Raw genomic sequence first — 25,327 nt, forward strand, 5'->3', positions numbered from 1 at the left:
CATTTGGCGCAAATAATTAGAAATTAAATTGCGCCGATATTCGCTTTCTGGTATATGTACCGACCTTTTTAATAACAACGTCTCATACAGGAGAACCATAATGCCTCAAGGAACGCCGAAAAAAGCCCATGGCATTCTGGCGCAAGCTGGTTTGGAGCCATACGAGCTCGGGCCGGACGAAGAGTACATGAATGAGGCGCAACGTGCGCATTTTCGTAAAATTCTTGAAGTATGGCGCGCACAATTGCGTGAAGAAGTCGATCGCACTGTGCACCATATGAAAGATGAAGCAGCGAACTTCCCTGATCCAGTCGATCGCGCTGCTCAAGAGGAAGAGTTCAGCCTAGAACTTCGCACACGTGACCGTGAGCGTAAGTTGATTAAGAAAATCGAGAAGACTCTGCAGAAAATTGAAGCAGATGACTTTGGTTTTTGTGATCAGTGCGGCATTGAAATCGGAATTCGCCGCTTAGAAGCTCGTCCTACAGCTGACCTTTGTGTTGATTGCAAAACTTTAGCTGAAATCAAAGAGAAGCAAATGACTGGCGCCTAATATGGCCGCTTCATTTCCTTATTGTGGACGCTTTGCCCCGACGCCGTCGGGGCCTCTTCATTTTGGCTCTCTTATTGCCGCCCTCGCTAGTTACCTCGACGCACGAGCCAACGCCGGAACATGGCTGGTACGAATTGAAGATATCGATACCCCGCGTGCCGTTGCTGGTGCCGACAACATCATTCTTGAACAACTCAAGCATCATGAATTGCATTGGGATGGCGATATTTGGTACCAAAGTAAGCGCACCGAGATCTATCAACAGGCCATCAAGCAGCTTGAAGATCAGCACTTAACGTACCGCTGCGAGTGCACACGAAAACAGATTAAAGCGCTCGGCCCGTATTACACAGGCACCTGCCGAAACAAAAACATCACCGCCGCAGATACCGCCATTCGCTTTCGCAATGATGATCCTATTTTTAGTTTTGACGATGGCTGGCAGGGTCACATAAAGATAGACCCTCCCTTCGCAGGTGAAGATTTCGTTTTGTTTCGCCGCGATGGCTTATTTACTTATCAGCTCGCGGTCGTCGTCGATGATATCGAACAAGGCGTGACAGATATAGTACGCGGTGAAGACTTACTTACCGCAACAAGCTGGCAATTGAATTTATGGCGGTACTTTACCGAGCGCGTACCACGCTTTAAACACGTGCCGTTAGCCTTGGATGATCAAGGACGCAAGCTGAGCAAACAGAATCATGCGCCAGCGCTAAACAATGACGACGCAAAAGAACAATTACAAGCTGCGATGACGTTTCTTGGATTAACCCCAAGTCGCCAGCTCTCAGTGCCGCAGTTGCTTGCTGAGGCAGTCACGCAATGGCAAGCGAGAAGCTTCCCTGAAACGTCCCAGCAGGATACAATATAACCGTTTGCGACATCAGTTGGAGAACCTCTTATTATCAAACGCATGAAAGCTTTGGCCCAACGCGCATTAAAGCGCCCTGCGGACAACGCAAATTTACCGCAGAATATTCTCGCCAAGCCTAAAATTATTCCTCGCGATAAACACCCAATATCGCGCAAAGATATTTCAGAACCGGCTCTGAAAGTGCTGTACCGACTTCATAATTCAGGTTATCAAGCCTTTTTAGTTGGCGGTTGCGTGCGCGATTTGATTCTCGGGCTACATCCTAAAGATTTTGATATCGCAACCAACGCGACCCCTGAGCAAGTACGCAAGCTATTCCGTAACTGCCGTTTAGTGGGCCGTCGGTTCCGCTTAGCGCATGTGGTGTTTGGGCGTGAGATTATTGAAGTTGCAACGTTTCGTGGTCATCACGATAGCGTAGAAGATGAACGCACCGACAAAGTCGCGAAGCAAGATGATGAAGGCATGCTACTTCGCGACAACGTTTATGGAACGATTGACGAAGATGCGCAACGTCGCGATTTCACCGTTAATGCGCTGTATTACAACATCGCCGACTTCAGCATCATTGATTTTGCCGATGGCATGAAAGATATCGAAGCGGGTGTGTTACGCATGATTGGTGATGCGCCAACCCGTTACCGCGAAGATCCAGTACGGATGCTACGAGCCGTTCGTTTCGCAACCAAGCTGAACATGCGCCTTGATGACACGGTGGCAAAGCCAATTCATGAGCTTGCACCGTTATTGCAGAATATTCCGCCAGCACGACTGTTTGAAGAAGTTTTAAAGCTATTTACTGCAGGTAAAGGCTTAGCTAATTTCGAAATGTTAGTGGATTATCATTTATTTCAGCAAATGTTCCCATTGCTGAAATCGTACCTAGCTGCGCCAACCGAAGCTCCGTATCAAATGCTTCACCAAACTTTCTCAGATACCGATGCGCGTGTGCGCAACGAACAACGCATTACGCCTGCCTATTTGTTTGCCGCGTTACTTTGGTGGCCGCTACAGGCGCGTATGGAGCAATTAAGCGTCGAAAGTGGCTTACCGCCTGTTGATGCGTTAAATATCGCGGCAGCCGATGTCATTGGACGTCAAGTACAAACCATTGCGATTCCAAAACGATTCACGATTCCGGCACGCGAAATTTGGCAACTGCAACAACGCATGGAGCGCGCGAAAGGCAAACGCATCAACAGCTTGCTCACGCACCCTAAGTTCCGTGCAGCTTACGACTTCTTGTTGCTTCGTGCTAAAACAGCAACGCCACTCGAGCAGAAGCCGTTAGAGCAGCGAGCTCAGTTTTGGACCAAGATTCAAGAAAATACCAATATAGGTCCGTCAGCAGTTGTAGCCGATGATGGCAAACCCAACAAAAAACGTGGACGCCGCGGCGGTCGCCGTCGCCGTACTAAGTCCACTAAGAAGACGGATTAATGGCAAAGGTTTATATTGCATTAGGAGCGAACTTAGGCGAACCGGTAAAAACGCTGAAAGACGCGATAATTAGTTTGAGTAGCCTGCCGCAATTGCAGTTTGTGAGAAGTAGCTCACTCTATACAAGCACGCCAATGGGGCCAAGTGATCAACCGGATTACGTGAATGCCGTTGTTTGTGCTGAAACGAAGCTTGCACCCTTGGATTTGCTTGATTTATTACAAGCTATTGAGAATCAATTTGGTCGCCAGCGGATTCGCCACTGGGGTCCGCGTACGCTCGATCTCGATATCCTTCTCTACGACAACCTCACTATCGATGAACCGCGACTGGAGGTACCTCACCCGGGTATAGCCGAGCGCGACTTTGTCCTCGTGCCATTAGCCGAGTTGGCGCCTGAACTTACCCTACCCGATGGTCGTACTATTGCGTCATTACTTGCCAACATGACGCATCATGACCTTGAAAAAATAACCTGATACAATCAAAGCTTATTAGGCTGCCTCAAGGAGTTCGCCATGGCGGGCATGACAATTTCAAAACTAACAAAAATGAAAGCCGCTGGAGACAAAATAGTCTCGGTAACCGCTTATGACGCATCTTTTGCAAAACTCTTTGCAAGTTGCGGGATGGATTTCATGTTAGTTGGTGATTCGCTAGGGAATGTGATTCAAGGTCAAGCGACGACGTTACCCGTCACCGTTGAACAAGTTGCCTATCATACTGAGGCCGTACGCCGCGGTGCACCTGATGCGTTTGTCATGGCTGATATGCCATTCATGAGTTACGCCACACCTGAACAAGCGTGCCATGAAGCTGCAAAATTAATGCGTGCGGGTGCCAATATGGTGAAACTTGAAGGTGGTGAGTGGCTACTTGAGACCATTCGTATGCTCGTTGAGCGCAGTGTTCCTGTCTGCGCCCACCTCGGCTTACTGCCACAGTCAGTGAATGTACTCGGCGGCTATAAAGTTCAGGGCCGAGAGCAAAGTGCCGCAGAAAATACAGTACGTCAAGCGCTTGCGCTACAACAAGCAGGCGCTCAAATGTTAGTTTTAGAGTGTGTTCCAACCGAACTCGGTCAGCTTATCAGCAGCAAACTATCTATACCGGTTATTGGTATTGGCGCTGGGCCTCACACCGACGGCCAGATACTCGTTATGCACGACATGTTTGGTATGAACAGCGACTATCTGCCTAAATTTGTGAAGAACTTCCTCGCTGAAGCCGGTGACCTATCAAGTGCCGTTGAGCTTTATATAAAACAGGTGAAAGACGGGACTTTCCCGGGCCCTGAACATTCATTCGAGTAATCACTATGCAGCTTTTGAAAAGTCTTGATGAGCTTCGCGGTTGGTGTGCTCAGTTGGATGGCACCGTGGCATTGGTTCCGACCATGGGCAACCTGCACGAGGGTCATTTGAAGTTAGTCGATTTAGCCAAGCAACACGCGGATCATGTCGTGGTAAGCATCTTTGTGAACCCGATGCAGTTTGGTGCTAATGAAGACCTTGATAGTTACCCTCGCACACTTGATGCAGATTGTCTTGCGCTTGCTGAGCGCAAAGCCACAGCGGTATTCGCACCGACAGTTGCTGATGTTTATCCACGTGGATTAGGTCAACAAACGTTTATTGAAGTTCCCGGTATTTCGGATATCTTGTGCGGCGCTAGCCGACCTGGTCACTTTCGTGGCGTCGCGACCATTGTTGCCAAGCTGTTTAACATGGTGCAACCAGATGTCGCCGTATTTGGTGAGAAAGACTTTCAACAACTGCAAGTGATTCGTTTAATGACGCGTGATTTGAGTCTCCCGGTAGATGTCATCGGCATGCCAACCGAGCGAGCTAACGATGGTCTCGCTTTGAGTTCGCGTAATGGCTATTTATCGGCCGAGCAACGCATTATTGCTCCGGTTATCTACCGAACGTTGGAACAAACTGCGGCTGACATTAGCGCAGGTAGCAATGCTGAGCAGGCGCTGACCCAGGCTCGAAAAAGCCTTGAAGACAATGGCTTGCGAATTGATTACTTGGAGCTACGCCGACGCGAAGACCTAGCGCCAGCACAAGTTACTGACCAACAGTTGGTTTTACTTGTAGCAGCCTATCTTGGCAAAACGCGGTTAATCGATAACTTGCAATTCGACCTTTAACGACCGTGCGGCTCGCGCACTAACCCTAATTCACGCAATTCGGTATATAACGCCCCGCGTAAGCTCATCGCTTGCGCGGCAATTTCCCGCTGCTCTTGCAACACTTCTTCGAGCATTTCTTTGGTGGTTAATGGATTTGCTAGCACCACACGAAACACTACCGTTGGCTCACGGTGATATTGAGCCGGTGTGATTTTGGTACGCGACACAAACGAGCGACCGGTCTCGCGCTGACGCTTTTGAATGAACCGCGTGAGCGCATTCAAGTGCGGCATAATTCGACGTATTTGCTCAGCACTCGCTTGTTTCAGCAGAGGTTTCACTTTCGCTGGAACAAAACGATAAGTCAGCAAACAAAGCTCTGGCTCGGTAATGAGCTCAAAGTCATCTTGCTGTTTAATCAATTCAGCAAATTCCTGCGCCTTTTCGATACTTTGATCAATCAGTAGCTCATAACCGCGGCGCCCCATCACATGCATGGCCGAATAAACCAACATGGCCATGCCTGGACGCGAGCCTTCCATGGTATGTGCACCAAGGTCTTTCGAACCATGGCGAATCACATATTCAGCATGATGTTCAATGGCACGAACCATACTCGGGTCTTTAAACAGCACCATGCCAGCGCCCATCGGCACATACATTTGTTTATGTGCATCAATCGTCACACTGTCCGCGCGTTCAATGCCGCGTAATAAATGACGATGGCGTTGCGATAATAAGGTTGCGCCACCCCATGCTGCATCGACGTGAAAGTGAGCGCCTACTTCTTCTGCTACATCCGCTAATTCATTAAGCGGATCAATATGACCCGTTTCGGTGGTTCCACCGACACCCACAATGGCAAGCACACGACCGCCATCTGCTGTCACTTTGTCACAGGCTTCGCGTAGCTTATCGATGCGTATCCGGTTATTTTCGTCTGTTGGCACCGCAATCAAATTGCGGCGACCAATACCCAACACATCAGCAGCTTTACTTAGTGAATAATGGCCGCGCTCAGAGACCATGATCGTTAAACGTTTATAGCCATAATGAGCTAACCCTGCAGCTAAACCTTCTGCCGCGATGCCTGCAAAGTCGCCATCGGGTTTAAGCGCTAAGTTTCGTGCCACCCACAATGCTGTAATGTTGGCAATAGTGCCGCCCGAACACATCGCGCCCAATGAATGCTGGGCACTATGCATCCAGCGCTGATAGAAACTTTCGTTTTGCTGATACACCAAATGGTGCAACATCCCTAACACGTTACGCTCCAGTGGCGTGAACGCTTTTGATGTTTCAATTTTGACTAAGTTTTGATTCAGCCCAACCATTAACTTTGCCAGTGGCAATAAAAAGTATGGAAGGGCTGAGGTCATATGCCCAATAAACCGTGGCGATGAAGTATGAACCGAGTGAGCAACTAAGTTGTTCAGCAAGAATTCGGTATGATCAGAAACATACCGCGGTTCTTCTGGAATTTCGCTTGAATTAAAATTTTGCTCAATTTCGTGCAGCGGTTTTTCTCGCGCAACAATATGCTCACCCAAAAAACCCATCAGGTTTTCAGAAAGGTGCTTCTCGATTTTGCCAAGTGTTGAATCTGGCGCCTCGGGAATTGTAAAAATCTTCAGTAATGCCTCTTGGCTTACTTCTGCAAAATTGTTATCGCTCAAACAAATATCCTTTTGATTACCGAACTTTTTATACTGCTAAAAAAGGAGGTGCTCTATTCTGCCTCGATTGCAGAAAAATATCGACCATCTTCGGGCAACTGAGCCTGTAGCTCCCATAGTTGCTGGCCGCTACGCTGATATTTTCGCTCGAACGGCGTAATCGGTTCATGTCGGGCAAGCAACGGGCAGATTGAAGCACTGCAATTGACTAACGCCAAGCTACTCGCCACTTCAGTGAGGTAGGTCACCCAATTAGAGCGCATCACTAAACGACCGCCCAGCCCTAAAACATAAGGCCAAACGGGGCTTCCATGCCAACGACGCCCTAAGTGAGCTGCCTTTGGCCATGGGTTTGGGTACAAAATGTAATGTTCATGGAGTTGCCAGTGGGCTTCTACCGCTAAACGCCAAAAATCATGTAAGTCCGCACGCACAAGAATATAGCGCTGGCCGGCAGCGGCATTTTCATATTGCGCATGGCGCCCGAGCCGATGTGCCGACTTGTCCACACCAATCACCAAAGCCTCTGGATTCTGCTCAGCAATGTAGGCTGTGCTCTCGCCTACGCCACAGCATGAATCGAGAATAATTGGGCCCTGCCAGTCGGCAACAAGCTTCTGTACTTGCTCAAATGCCTCGCGGTTGTGCTCTTGTATTGGTTTACGAAACGGCGAACGCAAATGGCGCATGACAACTGCGACTAAATCTTCGTGGTTGCCATGTTGATTGGTTGTTACTGGTCTGGATTCTTGATTCACGAGCGAATACCTGCGCCGCGCTTCAACAAGGTATACGCAGTTACAAATAACACGAGATTAAACGCAATAATGACGACCAAGGCGACAGCAACATTTACATCAGAAACGCCCAAGAAGCCATAACGGAAGGCGTTGACCATGTACAAAACGGGGTTTGCTTGGGCAATAGTTTGCCAAATTCCTGGTAATAACTGAATGCTGAAGAACACACCGCCAAGATAAGTGAGCGGTGTTAATACAAACGTTGGCACAATGGAGATATCATCAAACGTCTTCGCATGAACGGCGTTGATTAAACCGCCTAATGAGAATAGCGTTGACGTGAGAATGACGGTGATCACCAAAATGAGCAAGTTGTGAATACTCACGTTCTCAACAAACAAAAACGAGACGCAGGTCACGATCACCGCAACAATAAGCGCACGAGCTAGACCACCACCAACGTAACCACCAATGATTACCGCCGGGGAAACTGGGGCGACCAGCATTTCTTCAATATTGCGTTGAAACTTCGCGCTAAAAAACGAAGATGCCACGTTCGAATACGAATTCGTGATCACGGACATCATAATTAAGCCAGGTACGATGAATTCCATATACGGGCGTCCGCCCATGTCACCGATGCGCTCACCGACAATGCTGCCGAATATCACAAAGTACAATGTCATGGTGATGGCTGGTGGTACTAACGTTTGAACCCAAATACGTAAAAAGCGCGTGCACTCTTTAATCCAAATGGTTTTGAGCGCAATGTAGCTAACAGATGATTGCATATTAAGCTCCCGCAGCCGCTGGCTGACGGCCCTTTTCGACTAGGTTTACAAACAACTCTTCAAGACGGTTTGCCTTGTTTCGCATTGAGAGCACGGTGATTTTTTGTTGGCTCAGTTGCTCAAACACACGATTTAACCCTTGGCTTTTCTCAACATCCACTTCGATGGTGTGGCCGTCGACTGCGCGCCATGTAAATCCGTCTAACGTCAATGCTTTCGTCGTTTCGTCATTGTCATTTGGCGCCAGATCAAACACAAAGGTTTCCATATTGAGCGTAGCCAGCAGACGTTTAATTGACGTGTTTTCAATGATGGTACCTTGGTCGATAATCGCAATATTACGGCACAAAGTTTCCGCTTCTTCGAGATAGTGCGTGGTTAAGATGATGGTAATACCTTGCTTGTTAATATCCTCAAGGTAATCCCACATACTGCGTCGCAGCTCGATGTCTACACCCGCTGTCGGTTCATCTAAGATCAGTAGCTTTGGCTCATGTAACAAAGCGCGCGCAATCATCAAACGACGCTTCATACCGCCTGACAACATACGTGCTGGGCTGTTGCGCTTATCCCATAAGCTCAATTGTTTGAGATATTTTTCTGAGCGCTCTTTCGCAATTTCACGCGGCACACCGTAGTAGCCCGCTTGGTTAACGACAATTTGTTGAACCGTTTCAAACTGGTTGAAGTTGAATTCTTGTGGCACTAAACCAATTTGACGCTTTAAGTCGCTTAATTGCGTATCAAGATCAAACCCAAAGACACTCACTTGCCCTTCAGTTTTATTCACTAACGATGAAATGATGCCAATGGTTGTTGATTTGCCGGCGCCATTCGGCCCAAGTAATGCAAAGAAATCACCTTCTTCAACATCCAGATCAATCCCTTTAAGGGCGACGTGTCCGCCTTTATAGGTTTTCTTTAAACCACGAATTGATAATGCTTTCATAGATTATTTTGACTCCTCGCCGTATCCCCAGCGTGGTTGCAATGTTTGTTCTAAGCCAAGATGGTCCAAAATGCGCGCCACTACGAAATCGACTAAATCGTCGATTGATTCCGGCTTATGATAGAAACCCGGTGCTGCAGGCATAATCGTTACGCCAAGCAGAGCCAGTTTGTGCATATTTTCTAAATGAATTGCAGAGAGCGGCATCTCACGTGGCAGCAAAATAAGTTGCCCACGTTCTTTAATCACAACATCGGCGGCGCGCTCAATTAAGTTGTCACTGCTGCCATGTGCAATCGCCGATAGCGTACCGGTTGAACACGGACACACGACCATTTTTTTCGGTGCTGCCGAGCCTGATGCGACCGGAGAGAACCACTCTTCTTTGCCGTAGACGCGCAACTGTTCAGGCGCCACGTTAAAGTGTTGCTGCATGGCTTCGCTCATTGCTTGCGGCGCAGCTGGAAGTTGCCAATCCAGTTCTGTTGCAAACACCACCCGCGCGGCACTCGACATCAACACATGTACTTGCTGCTGTTGTGCTAATAAACATTCCAACAAGCGCACAGCATATGGAGCACCCGATGCACCTGTGATAGCAACCGTAACGCTTGCTTGGGTCATGCTGAATCCTTACCAGTTCATTTAAAACGACGCGTTTAAGCCATCCAGTAAACGTTGATGGATATTTCCAAAACCGCCATTACTCATGATCACAATATGATCGCCACGACGAGCTTGATCGGTAATCATTTCGAGCAATTGCTCCACTGAGTTACCCACTTGCGCTCGCGGCACCTTCTCTGAAACCAACCATTGTACCTTGTCTGGCTGCAGCATAAAAATTTCATTCGCTTCGCTTAAGGCATCATCGAGTGCATCTGCCATGGTGCCAAGCTTCATGGTATTCGAACGCGGCTCTAAGACAGCAATGATGCGTGCATCGCCAACGCTCTTACGCATGCCAGCGAGCGTCGTGGTAATTGCAGTCGGATGATGAGCAAAGTCGTCATAAACTTTAATACCTGCAATCTCACCCAGTAGTTCAAGACGTCGTTTGGTATTTTTGTACTGCTGAAAAGCTTCAGCACTTACCGAGGCCGGTACACCAACATGGTGTGCCGCCGCAATTGCCATCAGGCCGTTATATACGTTGTGCTGACCAATTAAAGACCACTCAACAGTCGCTTGTTTTTCACCACGATAGAAAACTTCGAATACACTTCCGTCAGCTTGAAGGAGCTGCGCCGCCCACTCCCCGTTAGCTCCAATGGCAACCTTCTCACTCCAGCAACCTTGCTCTAACACCTGCTGAAGAGCTTGCTCATGTTCTGGATAAAATATGCGTCCGTAACCGGGTACTACACGAACTAAATGATGAAATTGACGCTGAATAGCCGCTAAATCAGGAAAGATATCGGCATGGTCATATTCGAGATTATTGAGTACCAAGGTACTTGGGCAGTAGTGAACAAACTTAGAACGTTTATCAAAGAAAGCAGTATCGTATTCATCGGCTTCAATGACGAAAAAATCACTCTCGCCTAGACGGGCTGATTGCTGGAAATTAGCCAATACGCCACCAACCAAAAATCCAGGTTTCATGCCAGCGTATTCCAACAACCACGCCAGCATACTTGAGGTGGTGGTTTTACCATGCGTACCGGCTACAGCTAACACCCACTTGTGCTGAAGTAGCGCATCGTGCAGCCATTGTGCACCAGAGACGTACGGAATGCGCTGGTTCAACACGGCTTCAACGGCCGGATTCCCGCGGCTGAGCGCATTGCCGATGATCACTAAGTCAGGTCTTGGCTCGAGCTGGCTCGGTTCGTACCCTTCAATAAGTTCAATACCAAGTTGGCGTAATTGGTCACTCATTGGCGGATAAACTTGTGCATCACTTCCAGTCACTTTATGACCGAGCTGCTTCGCTAGTGCCGCAATGCCGCCCATAAAGGTGCCACAGATTCCAAGAATATGAATATGCATGGGTTTCACTCAGTTTTTTATCTTGGCGTTAGTGTACCACGGCACATTCAAACGACTACAATCTGGGCAGGCAATTTGCTTAAATTTGCGGTAAACTTAGCTGCGTTAAATACTCGGTTCGCAACTAACAAGCAATTTCACGAGGGTTCCATGCAACGCCTAATCCCGACCTTACGTAACGACCAGGTCGACGAAGCTCTGATATCAGTCATTAATTCTTTGCAAATTTGTGCGAAGGAAATTTCTTTTCGCGTTGGTCAGGGCGAGTTAGCCGGTGTGCTTGGCTCGACGCTTTCGGAAAATATCCAAGGCGAAACTCAGAAGAAATTAGACATTTTGTCGAATCAGCTGATCAAAGAAATCTTGCTGGAATGCCAACATGTTCGTGCTGTTGCATCTGAAGAAGAAGAAGGCATTGTTCTCGGCAACGAAAATGGCAAGTACCTTGTTGCTTTTGACCCGCTTGATGGTAGCTCAAACATCGATATCAACAGCATGGTTGGCACTATCTTTTCAGTTTTGCCGGTGCCAGAAAACGATAATGGCGACGTCGATATGTTTTTGCAGCCTGGTAAAAACCAAGTTGCGGCAGGTTATATACTTTATGGCCCGTCAATCATGATGGCATTTACCACCGGTAACGGTTTACGTATGTTCACGCTCGACCAGACCGTGGGTGAATTCTTATTGACTAAGAAAGATATAACCATTGAACCGGAAACCTCTGAATTCGCCGTAAATATGTCGAATTTTCGTCACTGGCAAGAGGGCATGCAACTCTATGTCGATGACTTGCTAGCGGGCACCAGCGGGCCTCGAGCGAAGAACTTCAACATGCGTTGGGTTGCGGCAATGGTTGCTGATGTGCACCGTATTCTGTGTCGCGGTGGTTTATTCGCTTATCCGTGGGATGCGCGCTCGGCGAATAAGCCATACAAATTGCGATTGATGTACGAAGGTAACCCAATGGCATGGCTCATTGAGCAAGCTGGTGGTGCCGCCCATAGTGGTGAAGAACGAATTTTGGATATTCAGCCAACTGATATTCACCAGCGCGTCGGTATCATTCTTGGTGCTAAGCACGAAGTTGAGACTTGTTTACGGTACTTAGAGGGTTCGCAATCGAGCGACAAGACCGTATAATATCGCCCCATAATTTTATCGTTTTTGAAACAGGAAAAAACATGAGCTTAAGTCACGTTAGCGCAGGTAAAAACTTGCCAGAAGAAGTCAACGTTATCATCGAAATCCCTGCAAATGCAGATCCGATTAAATATGAAGTTGATAAAGACACTGGAACGTTATGGGTTGACCGTTTTATGTCAACGCCAATGTTCTACCCGTGCAACTATGGATTTATCAATGAGACGTTATCATTAGACGGCGACCCTGTTGACGTTTTAGTGCCGACGCCATATCCATTGCAGGCTGGTTCAGTCATTAAATGCCGCCCTGTTGGCGTATTAAAAATGACCGACGAAGCTGGCGAAGATGCGAAGGTTATCGCCGTTCCGGTAAGCAAGTTAACCAAAGAATATGACCATATTACCGATGTAAATGAGCTTCCTGAGTTATTGAAAGCTCAAATCGCTCATTTCTTCGAGCGTTACAAAGAGCTTGAAAAAGGTAAGTGGGTTAAAGTTGAAGGCTGGGGCGACATCAACGCGGCGAAAGAAGAGATTGTGACTTCATTCGAGCGCGCGAAACAGAAGTAAGCCCTATGCGTGGCACCTGTATTGAACTCAAGCAACTTGAGTTTCGGTGGCCGGGTGCCACACGCCCCCTCCTGCAAATTCCAGAGTTAATCATCAAACGCGGCGAACATGTTTTACTACGTGGTGCCAGCGGCTCAGGTAAATCAACATTGCTCAGCCTAATTGCTGGGATACACCAAGCATCTGCGGATCAAGTTTTCGTTTTAGGCCAAGACCTTGGCAAACTCTCTCAACGTCAGCGCGACAAACTCCGAGCAAACGAGATTGGCTATATCTTCCAACAATTTAACTTGTTGCCATATTTATCAGCTTGGCAAAATGTGGTTCTCGCGCAACAGTTTTCGCCCGCTCGCCGCCAACGGCTTCACGAACATGTTGAAAACCACGAAGTGTTAGCAAAGCAGCTACTTCAGCAACTCGGGTTAAATGCAGAAGATTTAGAACGTCCGGCTCATCAACTAAGTGTTGGCCAGCAACAGCGGGTTGCTGCAGCGCGCGCGTTGTTTGGTAACCCTGCATTAATTATTGCCGATGAACCTACTTCAGCACTCGACGCCGATCATCGCGATAACTTTATCGAAATTTTATTCGATGCTTGTAAGAAACATGGTACGACACTACTGTTTGTGACACATGACGGCAGCTTGGCTCATCATTTCGATCGCGCAATTGAGCTCGCTGAAATCAACACCGCTCAAGAGGAGGCGGTATGATTCGTCTTGCTCTAGCGAGCCTCACGAACCGCAAAGCGAGTGCTTGGCTAACCATATTGGCCATTGCCGTTAGCACGCTGTTACTGCTGGGCGTTGAGCGTGTGCGTACACAGACTCAGGAGAACTTTGCGAATACCATTTCAGGAACCGATCTCATTGTCGGCGCTCGCACGGGTTCAACTCAGCTTCTTTTAAGTAGCGTGTTTCACATCGGCGCCATGAATAACAGTTTAAGCTGGCAGAGTTATGAGTACCTCCAGAAACTACCTGGCGTCGCATGGCATATTCCAATGGCGTTAGGTGATAGTTTCTCAGGTTATCCTGTGGTGGGCACAACACCCGCATTCTTTGAATACTTTCAATATGGTAATCGCGAGACGCTTCAATTAAGCCGGGGTCATGTATTTAGCGGTGATGCGGCAGATGATGCCGTGTTAGGCGCGGAAGTCGCGCGTCGACTCAAAATAAAAATTGGCGACGAATTAACGATTGCGCATGGCTCAGGCGGCATCAGCTTTAGTGATCACGATGCGCACCCATTCAAAGTGAAAGGTATTTTGGCACCGACAGCAACGCCTGCCGATCAAGCACTCTACGTGCCGCTAGCTGGGCTTGGCCTAGTTCACGGCGAAATTCTGGAAGACGATCATGTTCATGATCACGCCCATGAACAACCCGTTTATACGCTCAGTGCTGTGTTGCTCGGTTTATCTAATAAACCGTTGGCGTTGCGTTTACAGCGCCAAATTAACACCTACAAAGGTGAACCTTTAACTGCAATTATGCCGGGACTTGCACTGACCGAGTTATGGCGTACTTTGAATCTATTCGAAAAAGCCTTGTTTGCGGTCTCAGCGCTTGTGGTTGCGACCGGTTTATTGGGCATGCTCACCACCTTGTTAGCGAGTTTACGGGAACGACGGCGGGAAATGGCTGTCCTACGCTCTATTGGGGCTGGCCCGTTCACGATATTTGGACTACTGGTGAGTGAAGCGTTTTTACTGGCGATTGCCGGCGTAGCCGTTGGTATTTCAATGCTATTTTTAATTCTGGGGGTCGGTTCAGATTGGCTATTGGCGAATACTGGCATGCTGTTGCGTGCAACCCCATTAACCACGACTGAGTTGATGTTTGCTGGGGCAGTGCTTATTGCTGCCATATTTTTAAGTTTTATTCCGGCATGGCGAGCCTATCGCAATGCCTTAGCTGATGGATTGACGATTCGATTATGAAATTTATTTCTGCTGTATTGTTAACGACTGTACTTTGCTTTATCGCACCGCCTGTACTCGCCCAAGACTATCAAACCACCCATTGGAAGGAGTTAGTACCTGAGGGATACAAGCCACCTCCGGTGCGCAGTCAGGCGTTTTACGACGCCAACCCAGAACTAGCTATTCAGCCTGAGCTTGATGCACCAATGGTTGAGAGCTTGGATGGTAAGAAAATCAAAATTCCTGGATATGTGGTGCAACTCGAAGGCGACGCAGAGAAAGTCACTCAATTCTTGTTGGTTCCGTATTTCGGTGCCTGTGTTCACGTGCCACCACCGCCACCAAATCAAATTGTTTTAGTTGACTTTGCTGAAGGCGTTAAATATGAAGATACGTTTGATGCCGTATGGGTAGAGGGCACAATTGAAGTAAAACGGGTGGAAGGCGATGTCGCTGTAGTCGGTTATCGTATGACCGCCGCTACAGTGACACCGTATTATTAAGCTAAAAGCTCAGATACCTTTCGGTTTAGAAATGGACTTCTAAACCTAAATAAGGACCTTTAAACTGCAAATCTGAGTAAATACCATCTAAGTCATCAAGCTCGATAGTGATATCGCGATAACCCAATTGCAAATTCAGATCGACTGCCAAGTTCTCAATCAATCGATATTCGATACCGGCTTCAATATCACGCACACTGCTATCATCAACACTAACTGCGTTAGCCAAGCCATAGATAGTCAGTGGCGTAGCTGGAATACCTACTCGTAGTTGTGCATAACCGGTTGGAATCCAACCATCACTCTCTAGGGAGTTCTCAGATTGTGCATCACGAACAGCTAATAGACCGTCAACTTTCTTACCGGTTACACCAAGATCAAACGACAGTAAATCATTGTCGAAAATCTCATAATAGAGTGTGATATCCGTGTGGCTTAAATCAACAGAGCTAGCGAGTGATGTACCCGCGGTATAACCCTCACCGTTATAGGTAAAGTCTTCTGATAATGTCACCATACCTTGGGTTGATAACTCGTTATCACGAATTTTGATGTTTGGTAACAGTGGCACTGGGTGCTCAAATGCTAAATAGAAGCTCTTTTGTTTCTCGTCAGCAAAACCGAATGACTGGCTGCCATTGCCTGAGCCAAAATTACCGGTATTTTCAGTGTCCCAAACTTGGCCGCCTGCATAGATACCAAGTAAGGTGTCTGCTTGAGCAGCACCAGAGATTAAGAACGCTGGAGCAAGAATAGCTACTGCAATTTTTTTCATGAATGTGATCCCTATTAACGGATTGATCGAACTTCGGCGTCGAAGCTTACACTATCACCATCACTAAAATGAAGCGTAAATTCAACTTGATCACCCGGTTTAAACGTATTCTTTACACCAAACATCATCAAATGATAGCCGCCAGGCTGAAAAACGACGGTTTCGCCGGCTTCTAGCACAAGTTCAGGTACTCGACGCATACGCATCATGCCGTCGCGCATAACATGCTGATGCACTTCAATCGCTCGCGATGCGTCGGTATCTGCGCCGACGATACTCACCACTGACCTACCGGTATTACTAATTGTGAAGTAACCTGCGCCGTTCTCGGTGCCTGGAATCGATTCCTTCACCCAAGCATTCGAGATTTCCACCTCTGCCGCTATCAGCTGAATCGGAATGAATAAACTTACGATTAAAAGCTTTTTAATTAACTGCATCGTTACCTGCATAAAAATCTCCACAACAGACCTTGTTGCAGTTTACACAGTATTAGGCTTTTTTCGTACCACCAAATAGACCAAGAAGCCAACTAACAGGTACGGCAGCAACCAGCCAAATAGGCTCAATACAAGAGCTACGGTTGCAATAGTCAACGCCAAACCGACGCTACAACCTACAAACACCGCCAAAGCGAAAGCGCCTGCCGCCAATGCAAGAACCAATAAACCGGTAAACCCAATACTAAATACGATGCCAATAACGGCGCCTACAAAGCCAAGTATTTCATCAGCGAAAAACAAAGCGGCGATTACCGCAATAACGATCCACATGATATTTTGTTTGCGTTGCATAAACTTATCTCCAGCATGATATGTCATCAAAATTTTTCTCAATAAGGTATATGCAATTGTCGTGCCGACTTTTATATCACTGTTTTTATTTGTTTTTTCAAGATAAATAAAAAAGCCACTAACCCGAAGTTAGTGGCTTTAACAACTATTTCGTTAAATTTCAAACTTAGAACGAATAAGTTAACTCGGCAAAGTAATATCCACCATTAAATCCAAAAGGTGCATTGGTATTTGGATAAATAAAGATGCCGTTGAATTGATTCGACGGATCTTGTTCATCCGGATACTCATCAAATAAATTTTGAACACCGACGCTAACATTCACGCTATCAGTTGCTTGGTATCGTAATGATAAGTCCGTGATCCACTTGCCGCTGAATGTTGTTTGCAGACCAGAGTTATTTTCCAGCACATAATCTCCGAAATAATTAAACGCCAACCGAGTCTCGAAATCATTGATGCTGTGGGTAAACGCTAGCGAGCCACTATTGCGCGGCACCGAACGTGTCATACGTGTTCGCTCAACACCATCAAATAATTTACCTTCGAGGCCATCGAGAATCTGTGGCAAATTAACGCCATCAATTTCTGTTTTGTTATAGCCATAAGCTAATTGCGTGCGTAAGTCACCATACGTTAATTGGAAATCTTTGGTGAGAACGACATCAACACCTTGAGTTGTTGTATCAACAGCATTAATGAAGAACCGGGCATTATCAGCTCCCGCTTGGGCTAGAGCATCTGCAACCGCAGGCGAATCATCTGGCACTAACGAGCTTGAAAGAATAATTCTGTCGTCAATTGCAATTCGAAATGCATCAACCGTCAATGTCAAATCATTGTTGCCTCGCCAAACAAAGCCAAAACTAAAACTTTGAGACTCCTCTGGCTGGAGAGAACCAAGATCAAGTGACTGTGCTACAGGACTGATATTATTGAACGTACCTGACTGCTCCGGCACAAGAACACCATCGCGATTGATAAATAACGTTGAAATATTGGTAAAGTAAATTTGCTGAACACTTGGCGCACGAAAACCAGTATTTGCCGTTGCACGTACGGCAAAGCTATCAGTGAAGTCGTAGCGCCCAGACAGTTTCCAGCTCGTGTTGCTACCGAAATCCGAATAATCTTCATATCGAATCGCGGCGCCCCATTGGAACTGACTTGTCAGCATATTCTCGACTTCTGCATAAATACCAATGTTGTCGCGTGATTCATCAACTTCAGATTCAGGTTTGAAACCAGTGAAACCTTGGCTTCCTGCAGGACGTCCGTCATATTCGCCATTAATATACGAAGCCTCATCGCCTGCAGTTATTTCGTAAGCATTCTCGCGGTAACTGACACCGAAGGCGACGGCTAAGTCGGAGTTATTAACAAATGGAATGAAACGCGAGAAATCTATACTTGCATTTGTTTCTTCCATTTTTAAAGTACCAGCGTCAAACTCAGTTGGGGTCGTTGGCCCCAAAGACGCATTTAAGGAATTCTCAAGACGATACTGGAACTCGCTCGAGCCCATTCCAGCACTTGCATCAACATCCCATTCGCCAACTCGGAATTTATACCCACCGGTTAAACTCACATCTTGCGTTTCTGGAGACAATAATGGCAAAAAGCCATCGGGGTAAACCTCTAAGAGATTGCGGTTATCGAGCGCTCGGCGGTAAAAAGCGCCAGACTGCGAGGTACGATCGCTATAGCCAGCGAACGCATAAATTTGTGAAGAATCACCAACAGGCAATTTAAAGTTCGCAAAGAGTGCTTTGTTTTCAAACGATGCATCACCCACATGGTGATTCAACCGATTAAAGGTTTCTTCACGCGGATCTAATTCACCATCAATCAGCGGATACTGTTGACGCGGATCTAAACCAGCACGATTGGTTTTATTCTTATGGTGATATTCGGCAGCAAGTGTTAGCGAACCTGCGTCACCAATTAAAAAACCTGTATTTCCGTGTACTTTATATTGTTCGCCATCACCTTCATAAGTCTGACCGCCATTGACAGTAATAGAGCCGCCCTCACTTTGGTCTTTCAGAACAATATTAATGACACCTGCGATAGCATCAGACCCATACAAAGCTGCGGCGCCGTCTCGTAATACTTCAATTCGTTTAATCGCCGAAATAGGAATCGCGTTAAGATCAACGTTCGAGCTTCCACGACCAGTGGTACCATTTAAGTGAACCAAGGCACTGCTATGGCGACGTTTACCATTAATTAGAACAAGCGTGTGATCAGGAGATAAACCACGTAATGATGCCGGCCGTACTGCATCGGACCCGTCTGTGATTGATGAACTTGGGAAGTTGAAACTTGGTACTGCATATTGGAGTGCGCGAGCTGTTTCTGTAATGCCACTGGCCGCAAGATCGTCGCCAGAAATGATATCAACGGGAGCCGAACCGTCAGTAGCGGTTCGATAAGAAAGCCGTGAACCAACCACTTGTATCCGTTCCGCAGCTTCTGTTTCTGCTTCTGTATTATCTTGTGCAACTGCGGTATTTGCACTGATATACAATGCTGGGCTCAGTGCCGCCAATATCGCTAATTTCACATTAGAATTTGTCATATCGATGTCCTCTACTTCTATTGTTTGTAATTAATATCATAGTCGACTTTGTAACTTATTAATTACACCGAATTGTTCTGATATAGATCAGAATGTTCCGAAGAGATAAAGATAGGAGCGATATTAGCTATTGGATATTAGATATTAGCAAGAGCGAATGGCGTTATTCGTTACTCGTTATTCGTTACTCGTTATTCGTTAGTCGTGGGTGGGGTTGGCTTTTTCGAATAACCAATATCGACTAACCAATAACGCTTTTTGGGGTTCCTAAACGAAAAAACCCCGAGCGTTAGCTCGGGGTCTCGTCGTATTTGAAGCCTGGCAGTGTCCTACTCTCACATGGGGAAGCCCCACACTACCATCGGCGCTGAAGCGTTTCACTACTGAGTTCGGAATGGATCAGGTGGTTCCACTTCGCTATGGCCGCCAGGCAAAAACTGTTAAACAATATAAACGCGCTGATTGTTTCTTCAATACGGTAATGAACCACTCTACAGAGCCATTCTTTGGTAAAAGCTCGAACTTGTGCCTTGGCTTACAGCCATAAACACCTTCGGTGTTGTATGGTTAAGCCTCACGGGCAATTAGTACGGGTTAGCTCAACGCATTACTACGCTTCCACACCCCGCCTATCAACGTTGTAGTCTCCAACAACCCTTCAGGACAATTACATGTCAGTGAGAGCTTATCTTGAGGCTCGCTTCCCGCTTAGATGCTTTCAGCGGTTATCGATTCCGAACATAGCTACCGGGCAGTGCCACTGGCGTGACAACCCGAACACCAGAGGTTCGTTCACTCCGGTCCTCTCGTACTAGGAGCAACCCCTCTCAACTCTCAAACGCCCACGGCAGATAGGGACCGAACTGTCTCACGACGTTCTAAACCCAGCTCGCGTACCACTTTAAATGGCGAACAGCCATACCCTTGGGACCGACTACAGCCCCAGGATGTGATGAGCCGACATCGAGGTGCCAAACACCGCCGTCGATATGAACTCTTGGGCGGTATCAGCCTGTTATCCCCGGAGTACCTTTTATCCGTTGAGCGATGGCCCTTCCATTCAGAACCACCGGATCACTATGACCTGCTTTCGCACCTGCTCGACGTGTCTGTCTCGCAGTTAAGCTGGCTTGTGCCATTACACTAACCGTACGATGTCCGACCGTACTTAGCCAACCTTCGTGCTCCTCCGTTACTCTTTGGGAGGAGACCGCCCCAGTCAAACTACCCACCAGGCACTGTCCTCGATCCCGATAAGGGACCTAAGTTAGAACATCAAACATACAAGGGTGGTATTTCAAGGATGGCTCCACGTCAACTAGCGCCAACGCTTCATAGCCTCCCACCTATCCTACACATGGAGGTTCAATGTTCAGTGCCAAGCTGTAGTAAAGGTTCACGGGGTCTTTCCGTCTAGCCGCGGGTACACCGCATCTTCACGGCGATTTCAATTTCACTGAGTCTCGGGTGGAGACAGCGTGGCCATGGTTACACCATTCGTGCAGGTCGGAACTTACCCGACAAGGAATTTCGCTACCTTAGGACCGTTATAGTTACGGCCGCCGTTTACCGGGGCTTCGATCAAGAGCTTCGCTTACGCTAACCCCATCAATTAACCTTCCGGCACCGGGCAGGTGTCACACCCTATACGTCATCTTTCGATTTTGCAGAGTGCTGTGTTTTTAATAAACAGTCCCAGCCACCTGGTCACTGCGGCCAGCTCCAGCTCCCCCCGCAAGGGGTTCACTAGCTCTGGCGTACCTTCTCCCGAAGTTACGGTACTATTTTGCCTAGTTCCTTCACCCGAGTTCTCTCAAGCGCCTTAGTATTCTCTACCTGACCACCTGTGTCGGTTTCGGGTACGGTCAACATGTACCTGAAGCTTAGAGGCTTTTCCTGGAAGCAGGGCATCAACAACTTCGCATCCGTGGATGCTCGTCTCGTATCTCAGTCTTAGTCGCCCGGATTTTCCTAAGCAACCAACCTACATACTTTCACCGGGATAACCAACACCCGGCTTGCCTAGCCTTCTCCGTCCCCCCATCGCAGTACATGTCGGTTCAGGAATATTAACCTGATTCCCATCGACTACGCCTCTCGGCCTCGCCTTAGGGGCCGACTTACCCTACCCTGATTAGCATGGGATAGGAAACCTTGGTCTTCCGGCGTGGGGGTTTTTCACCCCCATTATCGTTACTCATGTCAGCATTCGCACTTCTGATACCTCCAGCATGCTTCTCAACACACCTTCAACGGCTTACAGAACGCTCCCCTACCCAGCAACATCGTTGCTGCCGCAGCTTCGGTGCATGGCTTAGCCCCGTTACATCTTCCGCGCAGGCCGACTCGACTAGTGAGCTATTACGCTTTCTTTAAAGGATGGCTGCTTCTAAGCCAACCTCCTAGCTGTCTGAGCCTTCCCACATCGTTTCCCACTTAGCCATGACTTTGGGACCTTAGCTGGCGGTCTGGGTTGTTTCCCTCTTCACGACGGACGTTAGCACCCGCCGTGTGTCTCCCGGATAGTACTCACTGGTATTCGGAGTTTGCATGGGGTTGGTAAGTCGGGATGACCCCCTAGCCCAAACAGTGCTCTACCCCCAGTGGTATTCGTCCGAGGCTCTACCTAAATAGATTTCGGGGAGAACCAGCTATCTCCGGGCTTGATTAGCCTTTCACTCCGATCCACAAGTCATCCCCATCTTTTTCAACAGATGTGGGTTCGGTCCTCCAATTGATGTTACTCAATCTTCAACCTGCTCATGGATAGATCGCCCGGTTTCGGGTCTATACCTTGCAACTAAAACGCCCAGTTAAGACTCGGTTTCCCTACGGCTCCCCTATACGGTTAACCTTGCTACAAAATATAAGTCGCTGACCCATTATACAAAAGGTACGCAGTCACCCTCGAAGGGCTCCTACTGCTTGTACGTAGACGGTTTCAGGTTCTATTTCACTCCCCTCGCCGGGGTTCTTTTCGCCTTTCCCTCACGGTACTGGTTCACTATCGGTCAGTTGGGAGTATTTAGCCTTGGAGGATGGTCCCCCCATATTCAGTCAAGATAACACGTGTCCCGACCTACTCGTTTTCACATTCATCGCTTCGTCGTGTACGGGACTATCACCCTGTATCGTCAAGCTTTCCAGCTTGTTCCACTAAAACTATGATTGCTTAAGGGCTACTTCCCGTTCGCTCGCCGCTACTAGGGAAATCTCGGTTGATTTCTTTTCCTCCGGGTACTTAGATGTTTCAGTTCTCCGGGTTCGCTTCCTTAGGCTATGTATTCACCTAAGGATACTGAGCAAGCTCAGTGGGTTTCCCCATTCGGAAATCCATGACTATAACGGCTCTTACTGCCTCATCATGGCTTATCGCAAGTTAGTACGTCCTTCATCGCCTCCAACTGCCTAGGCATCCACCGTCTACGCTTAGTCACTTAACCATACAACCCGAAAATGTTTATTCGAATCGCATGGGCTGTTCTCTATGCTGTACACAAGTTCGATACGCCTCTACCAAAATGGTGTTTCAAGTAGAGTGGCATTTCATTACTTTATTACAATCAGCTTGTTCATATTGTTAAAGAGCGTCGTAACATCAGGTTACTGATAACTATTCTCGTAAGAATGTTTATCGCTAACCTTGGATAGAAATCGTTATTCGTGATTGGTTATTCGTTATTCGAAAAACCAAAACCAAGCCAGAAACTTGCTTCAATGTTAGGCAAGGCGGGAAGCCGCGAAGCATACATTAGTATGTGAGTGCCTTTCCAACGCAGCATAACGTTGAAGTGGTGGAGCCAAGCGGGATCGAACCGCTGACCTCCTGCGTGCAAGGCAGGCGCTCTCCCAGCTGAGCTATGGCCCCGTTTCGTTGTTCGTTATTGGTTATTCGTTGTTCGTCAAACAACAACCAAACCAAACCAAACACAACAAACCGATAAGACTAACTTCAAGGTTAGGCAAGGCGGGAAGGCACGAAGCATACATCAGTATGTGAGTGGCTTTCCAACGCAGCATAACCGCAGAAGTGGTGGGTCTGAGTAGACTTGAACTACCGACCTCACCCTTATCAGGGGTGCGCTCTAACCAGCTGAGCTACAGACCCAGTTTCTATCCGTTACTTCTACCAAACCAGGCAATCTGTGTGAGCACTTATCTTCTTCAAGGCTTTTTCATAAGGAGGTGATCCAGCCGCAGGTTCCCCTACGGCTACCTTGTTACGACTTCACCCCAGTCATGAACCACACCGTGGTAAACGCCCTCCCGAAGGTTAAGCTATCTACTTCTGGTGCAGCCCACTCCCATGGTGTGACGGGCGGTGTGTACAAGGCCCGGGAACGTATTCACCGTGGCATTCTGATCCACGATTACTAGCGATTCCGACTTCATGGAGTCGAGTTGCAGACTCCAATCCGGACTACGACGCGCTTTTTGAGATCCGCACACTCTCGCGAGTTAGCTTCCCATTGTACGCGCCATTGTAGCACGTGTGTAGCCCATCCCGTAAGGGCCATGATGACTTGACGTCGTCCCCACCTTCCTCCGGTTTATCACCGGCAGTCTCCCCAGAGTTCCCGCCTTTACGCGCTGGCAACTAAGGATAAGGGTTGCGCTCGTTGCGGGACTTAACCCAACATCTCACAACACGAGCTGACGACAGCCATGCAGCACCTGTCTCAGTGTTCCCGAAGGCACTAATCTATCTCTAGAAAATTCACTGGATGTCAAGGGATGGTAAGGTTCTTCGCGTTGCATCGAATTAAACCACATGCTCCACCGCTTGTGCGGGCCCCCGTCAATTCATTTGAGTTTTAACCTTGCGGCCGTACTCCCCAGGCGGTCAACTTAGTGCGTTAGCTGCGTTACTCACATCGTTTATGACACGAACAACTAGTTGACATCGTTTACGGCGTGGACTACCAGGGTATCTAATCCTGTTTGCTCCCCACGCTTTCGTACCTCAGCGTCAGTTTCTGACCAGGTGGCCGCCTTCGCCACCGGTATTCCTTCCTATATCTACGCATTTCACCGCTACACAGGAAATTCTACCACCCTCTTCAGAACTCGAGCCTGCCAGTTCAAAATGCCATTCCCAGGTTGAGCCCGGGGCTTTCACATCTTGCTTAACAAGCCGCCTACGTACGCTTTACGCCCAGTAATTCCGATTAACGCTTGCACCCTCCGTATTACCGCGGCTGCTGGCACGGAGTTAGCCGGTGCTTCTTCTGTGGCTAACGTCAATATGCAAGAGTATTAATCTTACATCCTTCCTCACCACTGAAAGTGCTTTACAACCCGAAGGCCTTCTTCACACACGCGGCATGGCTGCATCAGGGTTTCCCCCATTGTGCAATATTCCCCACTGCTGCCTCCCGTAGGAGTCTGGGCCGTGTCTCAGTCCCAGTGTGGCTGATCATCCTCTCAGAACAGCTAGAGATCGTCGCCTTGGTGGGCCTTTACCCCACCAACTAGCTAATCTCACTTGGGCCTATCTCTAGGTGCAAGGTCCGAAGAGCCCCTGCTTTGGTCCGTAGACATTATGCGGTATTAGCCACAGTTTCCCGTGGTTATCCCCCTCCTAAAGGCAAGTTCCCAAGCATTACTCACCCGTCCGCCGCTCGCCGGCAAAGTAGCAAGCTACTCCCCGCTGCCGCTCGACTTGCATGTGTTAGGCCTGCCGCCAGCGTTCAATCTGAGCCATGATCAAACTCTTCAGTTTAAAGTGTTTAATCGACCCATTGAATCAATGACTTAATAAATCTTAATTTGTTAAGCACTTTTCCAATCAGTCAGGTGTATCCGAAGATACTTTTTTGCATCCGAAGATGCTTTCTCTGCCTGAATCCGGTAAGTGCCCACACAGTTTGCTTGGCT

The 25,327-nt window shown here is 47.9% G+C and carries 21 protein-coding genes, 2 tRNA genes and 3 rRNA genes; 11 read left to right on the forward strand and 15 right to left on the reverse strand.

Annotated elements, in window-relative coordinates:
• The first annotated feature begins 100 nt into the window (after positions 1-100).
• From dksA to panC, 6 genes are read left to right on the forward strand one after another with little or no spacing between them, the layout of a single operon-like run.
• A complete protein-coding gene (gene dksA, locus D3795_RS06750) occupies positions 101-553 on the forward strand; it encodes an RNA polymerase-binding protein DksA (RefSeq protein WP_055439665.1) in 453 nt (150 codons plus the stop codon).
• Between the two features lies 1 nt (position 554).
• The gene (gluQRS, locus tag D3795_RS06755; RefSeq protein ID WP_156267311.1) at positions 555-1,427 is read left to right on the forward strand and encodes a tRNA glutamyl-Q(34) synthetase GluQRS; all 873 of its coding nucleotides are present in this window, start codon (positions 555-557) and stop codon (positions 1,425-1,427) included.
• 42 nt (positions 1,428-1,469) lie between these two features.
• On the forward strand, positions 1,470-2,870 hold the full coding sequence (gene pcnB / locus D3795_RS06760) for a polynucleotide adenylyltransferase PcnB (protein ID WP_156267313.1): 1,401 nt from the start codon (positions 1,470-1,472) through the stop codon (positions 2,868-2,870).
• Entirely contained in the window at positions 2,870-3,349 is a 480-nt protein-coding gene (gene folK, locus D3795_RS06765) for a 2-amino-4-hydroxy-6-hydroxymethyldihydropteridine diphosphokinase (protein ID WP_156267315.1), read from the forward strand. Before pcnB ends, folK begins: the two co-directional genes overlap by 1 nt.
• A 39-nt stretch (positions 3,350-3,388) precedes the next feature.
• Positions 3,389-4,183 carry a 3-methyl-2-oxobutanoate hydroxymethyltransferase gene (gene panB, locus D3795_RS06770; RefSeq protein ID WP_156267317.1) on the forward strand — a complete coding sequence of 265 codons (795 nt, stop codon included), beginning with the start codon at positions 3,389-3,391 and terminating at the stop codon, positions 4,181-4,183.
• 5 nt (positions 4,184-4,188) lie between these two features.
• Positions 4,189-5,025 carry a pantoate--beta-alanine ligase gene (panC, locus tag D3795_RS06775; protein ID WP_156267319.1) on the forward strand — a complete coding sequence of 279 codons (837 nt, stop codon included), beginning with the start codon at positions 4,189-4,191 and terminating at the stop codon, positions 5,023-5,025.
• Here panC and panP read toward each other — a convergent pair.
• From panP to mpl, 6 genes are read right to left on the reverse strand one after another with little or no spacing between them, the layout of a single operon-like run.
• Entirely contained in the window at positions 5,022-6,683 is a 1,662-nt protein-coding gene (gene panP, locus D3795_RS06780) for a pyridoxal-dependent aspartate 1-decarboxylase PanP (protein WP_156267321.1), read from the reverse strand. The two genes, panC and panP, sit on opposite strands and share 4 nt — an antisense overlap.
• Before the next feature lie 53 nt (positions 6,684-6,736).
• Positions 6,737-7,441: a tRNA (guanine(46)-N(7))-methyltransferase TrmB gene (gene trmB, locus D3795_RS06785; protein WP_310942444.1), complete on the reverse strand. Its 705-nt coding sequence runs from the start codon at positions 7,439-7,441 to the stop codon at positions 6,737-6,739.
• Positions 7,438-8,214, reverse strand: coding sequence for an ABC transporter permease (locus tag D3795_RS06790; RefSeq protein ID WP_156267323.1), 777 nt, complete (start codon positions 8,212-8,214; stop codon positions 7,438-7,440). Before D3795_RS06790 ends, trmB begins: the two co-directional genes overlap by 4 nt.
• 1 nt (position 8,215) lies before the next feature.
• Positions 8,216-9,163 (reverse strand): ABC transporter ATP-binding protein, encoded by a 948-nt coding sequence (locus D3795_RS06795; RefSeq protein WP_156267325.1) that lies wholly within the window; start codon positions 9,161-9,163, stop codon positions 8,216-8,218.
• A 3-nt stretch (positions 9,164-9,166) separates the two neighbouring features.
• Entirely contained in the window at positions 9,167-9,787 is a 621-nt protein-coding gene (locus tag D3795_RS06800) for a flavin prenyltransferase UbiX (protein WP_156267327.1), read from the reverse strand.
• Between the two features lie 21 nt (positions 9,788-9,808).
• Positions 9,809-11,155 (reverse strand): UDP-N-acetylmuramate:L-alanyl-gamma-D-glutamyl-meso-diaminopimelate ligase, encoded by a 1,347-nt coding sequence (gene mpl / locus D3795_RS06805; RefSeq protein WP_156267329.1) that lies wholly within the window; start codon positions 11,153-11,155, stop codon positions 9,809-9,811.
• A gap of 150 nt (positions 11,156-11,305) precedes the next feature.
• Between mpl and D3795_RS06810 the strand changes: the two genes are divergently transcribed.
• The 5 genes from D3795_RS06810 to D3795_RS06830 are packed head-to-tail and all read left to right on the forward strand — an operon-like array spanning position 11,306 to position 15,300.
• Complete coding sequence (locus D3795_RS06810) at positions 11,306-12,298, forward strand: class 1 fructose-bisphosphatase (RefSeq protein ID WP_156267331.1); 993 nt, start codon at positions 11,306-11,308, stop codon at positions 12,296-12,298.
• A 41-nt stretch (positions 12,299-12,339) separates the two neighbouring features.
• Positions 12,340-12,870 carry an inorganic diphosphatase gene (gene ppa / locus D3795_RS06815; protein WP_156267333.1) on the forward strand — a complete coding sequence of 177 codons (531 nt, stop codon included), beginning with the start codon at positions 12,340-12,342 and terminating at the stop codon, positions 12,868-12,870.
• A gap of 5 nt (positions 12,871-12,875) precedes the next feature.
• On the forward strand, positions 12,876-13,583 hold the full coding sequence (locus tag D3795_RS06820) for an ABC transporter ATP-binding protein (protein ID WP_156267335.1): 708 nt from the start codon (positions 12,876-12,878) through the stop codon (positions 13,581-13,583).
• Positions 13,580-14,815, forward strand: coding sequence for an ABC transporter permease (locus tag D3795_RS06825; RefSeq protein WP_156267337.1), 1,236 nt, complete (start codon positions 13,580-13,582; stop codon positions 14,813-14,815). Before D3795_RS06820 ends, D3795_RS06825 begins: the two co-directional genes overlap by 4 nt.
• Positions 14,812-15,300, forward strand: coding sequence for a DUF3299 domain-containing protein (locus D3795_RS06830; RefSeq protein WP_156267339.1), 489 nt, complete (start codon positions 14,812-14,814; stop codon positions 15,298-15,300). The genes D3795_RS06825 and D3795_RS06830 overlap by 4 nt, the downstream gene beginning before the upstream one ends.
• Before the next feature lie 25 nt (positions 15,301-15,325).
• Here the strand turns inward: D3795_RS06830 and D3795_RS06835 are convergent, their stop codons facing one another.
• From D3795_RS06835 to D3795_RS06875, 9 genes are all read right to left on the reverse strand, one after another.
• Positions 15,326-16,075 (reverse strand): TIGR04219 family outer membrane beta-barrel protein, encoded by a 750-nt coding sequence (locus tag D3795_RS06835; RefSeq protein WP_156267341.1) that lies wholly within the window; start codon positions 16,073-16,075, stop codon positions 15,326-15,328.
• A 14-nt stretch (positions 16,076-16,089) separates the two neighbouring features.
• Complete coding sequence (locus tag D3795_RS06840; RefSeq protein WP_156267343.1) at positions 16,090-16,527, reverse strand: copper chaperone PCu(A)C; 438 nt, start codon at positions 16,525-16,527, stop codon at positions 16,090-16,092.
• Between the two features lie 30 nt (positions 16,528-16,557).
• The gene (locus D3795_RS06845) at positions 16,558-16,869 is read right to left on the reverse strand and encodes a hypothetical protein (protein WP_156267344.1); all 312 of its coding nucleotides are present in this window, start codon (positions 16,867-16,869) and stop codon (positions 16,558-16,560) included.
• 166 nt (positions 16,870-17,035) lie between these two features.
• Positions 17,036-19,450: a TonB-dependent receptor plug domain-containing protein gene (locus D3795_RS06850; RefSeq protein ID WP_156267345.1), complete on the reverse strand. Its 2,415-nt coding sequence runs from the start codon at positions 19,448-19,450 to the stop codon at positions 17,036-17,038.
• Between the two features lie 316 nt (positions 19,451-19,766).
• A 5S ribosomal RNA gene (rrf, locus tag D3795_RS06855) occupies positions 19,767-19,881 on the reverse strand.
• Positions 19,882-20,013: 132 nt separating this feature from the next.
• Positions 20,014-22,893: ribosomal RNA gene (locus D3795_RS06860) — 23S ribosomal RNA — on the reverse strand.
• Positions 22,894-23,242: 349 nt separating this feature from the next.
• Positions 23,243-23,318 (reverse strand) — tRNA-Ala (locus D3795_RS06865).
• 163 nt (positions 23,319-23,481) lie between these two features.
• Positions 23,482-23,558 (reverse strand) — tRNA-Ile (locus tag D3795_RS06870).
• A gap of 70 nt (positions 23,559-23,628) precedes the next feature.
• Positions 23,629-25,172 (reverse strand): 16S ribosomal RNA (locus D3795_RS06875).
• Together the 16S, 23S and 5S rRNA genes with 2 tRNA genes alongside form the textbook arrangement of a ribosomal RNA operon.
• Between the last annotated feature and the right edge of the window lie 155 nt (positions 25,173-25,327).

The sequence above is a fragment of the Pseudidiomarina andamanensis genome, assembly GCF_009734345.1.
Classification (GTDB): domain Bacteria; phylum Pseudomonadota; class Gammaproteobacteria; order Enterobacterales; family Alteromonadaceae; genus Pseudidiomarina; species Pseudidiomarina andamanensis.

Bases quoted from the DNA above. Each gene is read 5' to 3' on its own strand.
- dksA (WP_055439665.1), top strand. From the start codon at position 101: ATGCCTCAAGGAACGCCGAAAAAAGCCCATGGCATTCTGGCGCAAGCT.
- gluQRS (WP_156267311.1), top strand. From the start codon at position 555: ATGGCCGCTTCATTTCCTTATTGTGGACGCTTTGCCCCGACGCCGTCG.
- pcnB (WP_156267313.1), top strand. From the start codon at position 1,470: ATGAAAGCTTTGGCCCAACGCGCATTAAAGCGCCCTGCGGACAACGCA.
- folK (WP_156267315.1), top strand. From the start codon at position 2,870: ATGGCAAAGGTTTATATTGCATTAGGAGCGAACTTAGGCGAACCGGTA.
- panB (WP_156267317.1), top strand. From the start codon at position 3,389: ATGGCGGGCATGACAATTTCAAAACTAACAAAAATGAAAGCCGCTGGA.
- panC (WP_156267319.1), top strand. From the start codon at position 4,189: ATGCAGCTTTTGAAAAGTCTTGATGAGCTTCGCGGTTGGTGTGCTCAG.
- D3795_RS06790 (WP_156267323.1), bottom strand. From the start codon at position 8,214: ATGCAATCATCTGTTAGCTACATTGCGCTCAAAACCATTTGGATTAAA.
- D3795_RS06795 (WP_156267325.1), bottom strand. From the start codon at position 9,163: ATGAAAGCATTATCAATTCGTGGTTTAAAGAAAACCTATAAAGGCGGA.
- D3795_RS06800 (WP_156267327.1), bottom strand. From the start codon at position 9,787: ATGACCCAAGCAAGCGTTACGGTTGCTATCACAGGTGCATCGGGTGCT.
- mpl (WP_156267329.1), bottom strand. From the start codon at position 11,155: ATGCATATTCATATTCTTGGAATCTGTGGCACCTTTATGGGCGGCATT.
- D3795_RS06810 (WP_156267331.1), top strand. From the start codon at position 11,306: ATGCAACGCCTAATCCCGACCTTACGTAACGACCAGGTCGACGAAGCT.
- ppa (WP_156267333.1), top strand. From the start codon at position 12,340: ATGAGCTTAAGTCACGTTAGCGCAGGTAAAAACTTGCCAGAAGAAGTC.
- D3795_RS06820 (WP_156267335.1), top strand. From the start codon at position 12,876: ATGCGTGGCACCTGTATTGAACTCAAGCAACTTGAGTTTCGGTGGCCG.
- D3795_RS06825 (WP_156267337.1), top strand. From the start codon at position 13,580: ATGATTCGTCTTGCTCTAGCGAGCCTCACGAACCGCAAAGCGAGTGCT.
- D3795_RS06830 (WP_156267339.1), top strand. From the start codon at position 14,812: ATGAAATTTATTTCTGCTGTATTGTTAACGACTGTACTTTGCTTTATC.
- D3795_RS06835 (WP_156267341.1), bottom strand. From the start codon at position 16,075: ATGAAAAAAATTGCAGTAGCTATTCTTGCTCCAGCGTTCTTAATCTCT.
- D3795_RS06840 (WP_156267343.1), bottom strand. From the start codon at position 16,527: ATGCAGGTAACGATGCAGTTAATTAAAAAGCTTTTAATCGTAAGTTTA.
- D3795_RS06845 (WP_156267344.1), bottom strand. From the start codon at position 16,869: ATGCAACGCAAACAAAATATCATGTGGATCGTTATTGCGGTAATCGCC.
- D3795_RS06850 (WP_156267345.1), bottom strand. From the start codon at position 19,450: ATGACAAATTCTAATGTGAAATTAGCGATATTGGCGGCACTGAGCCCA.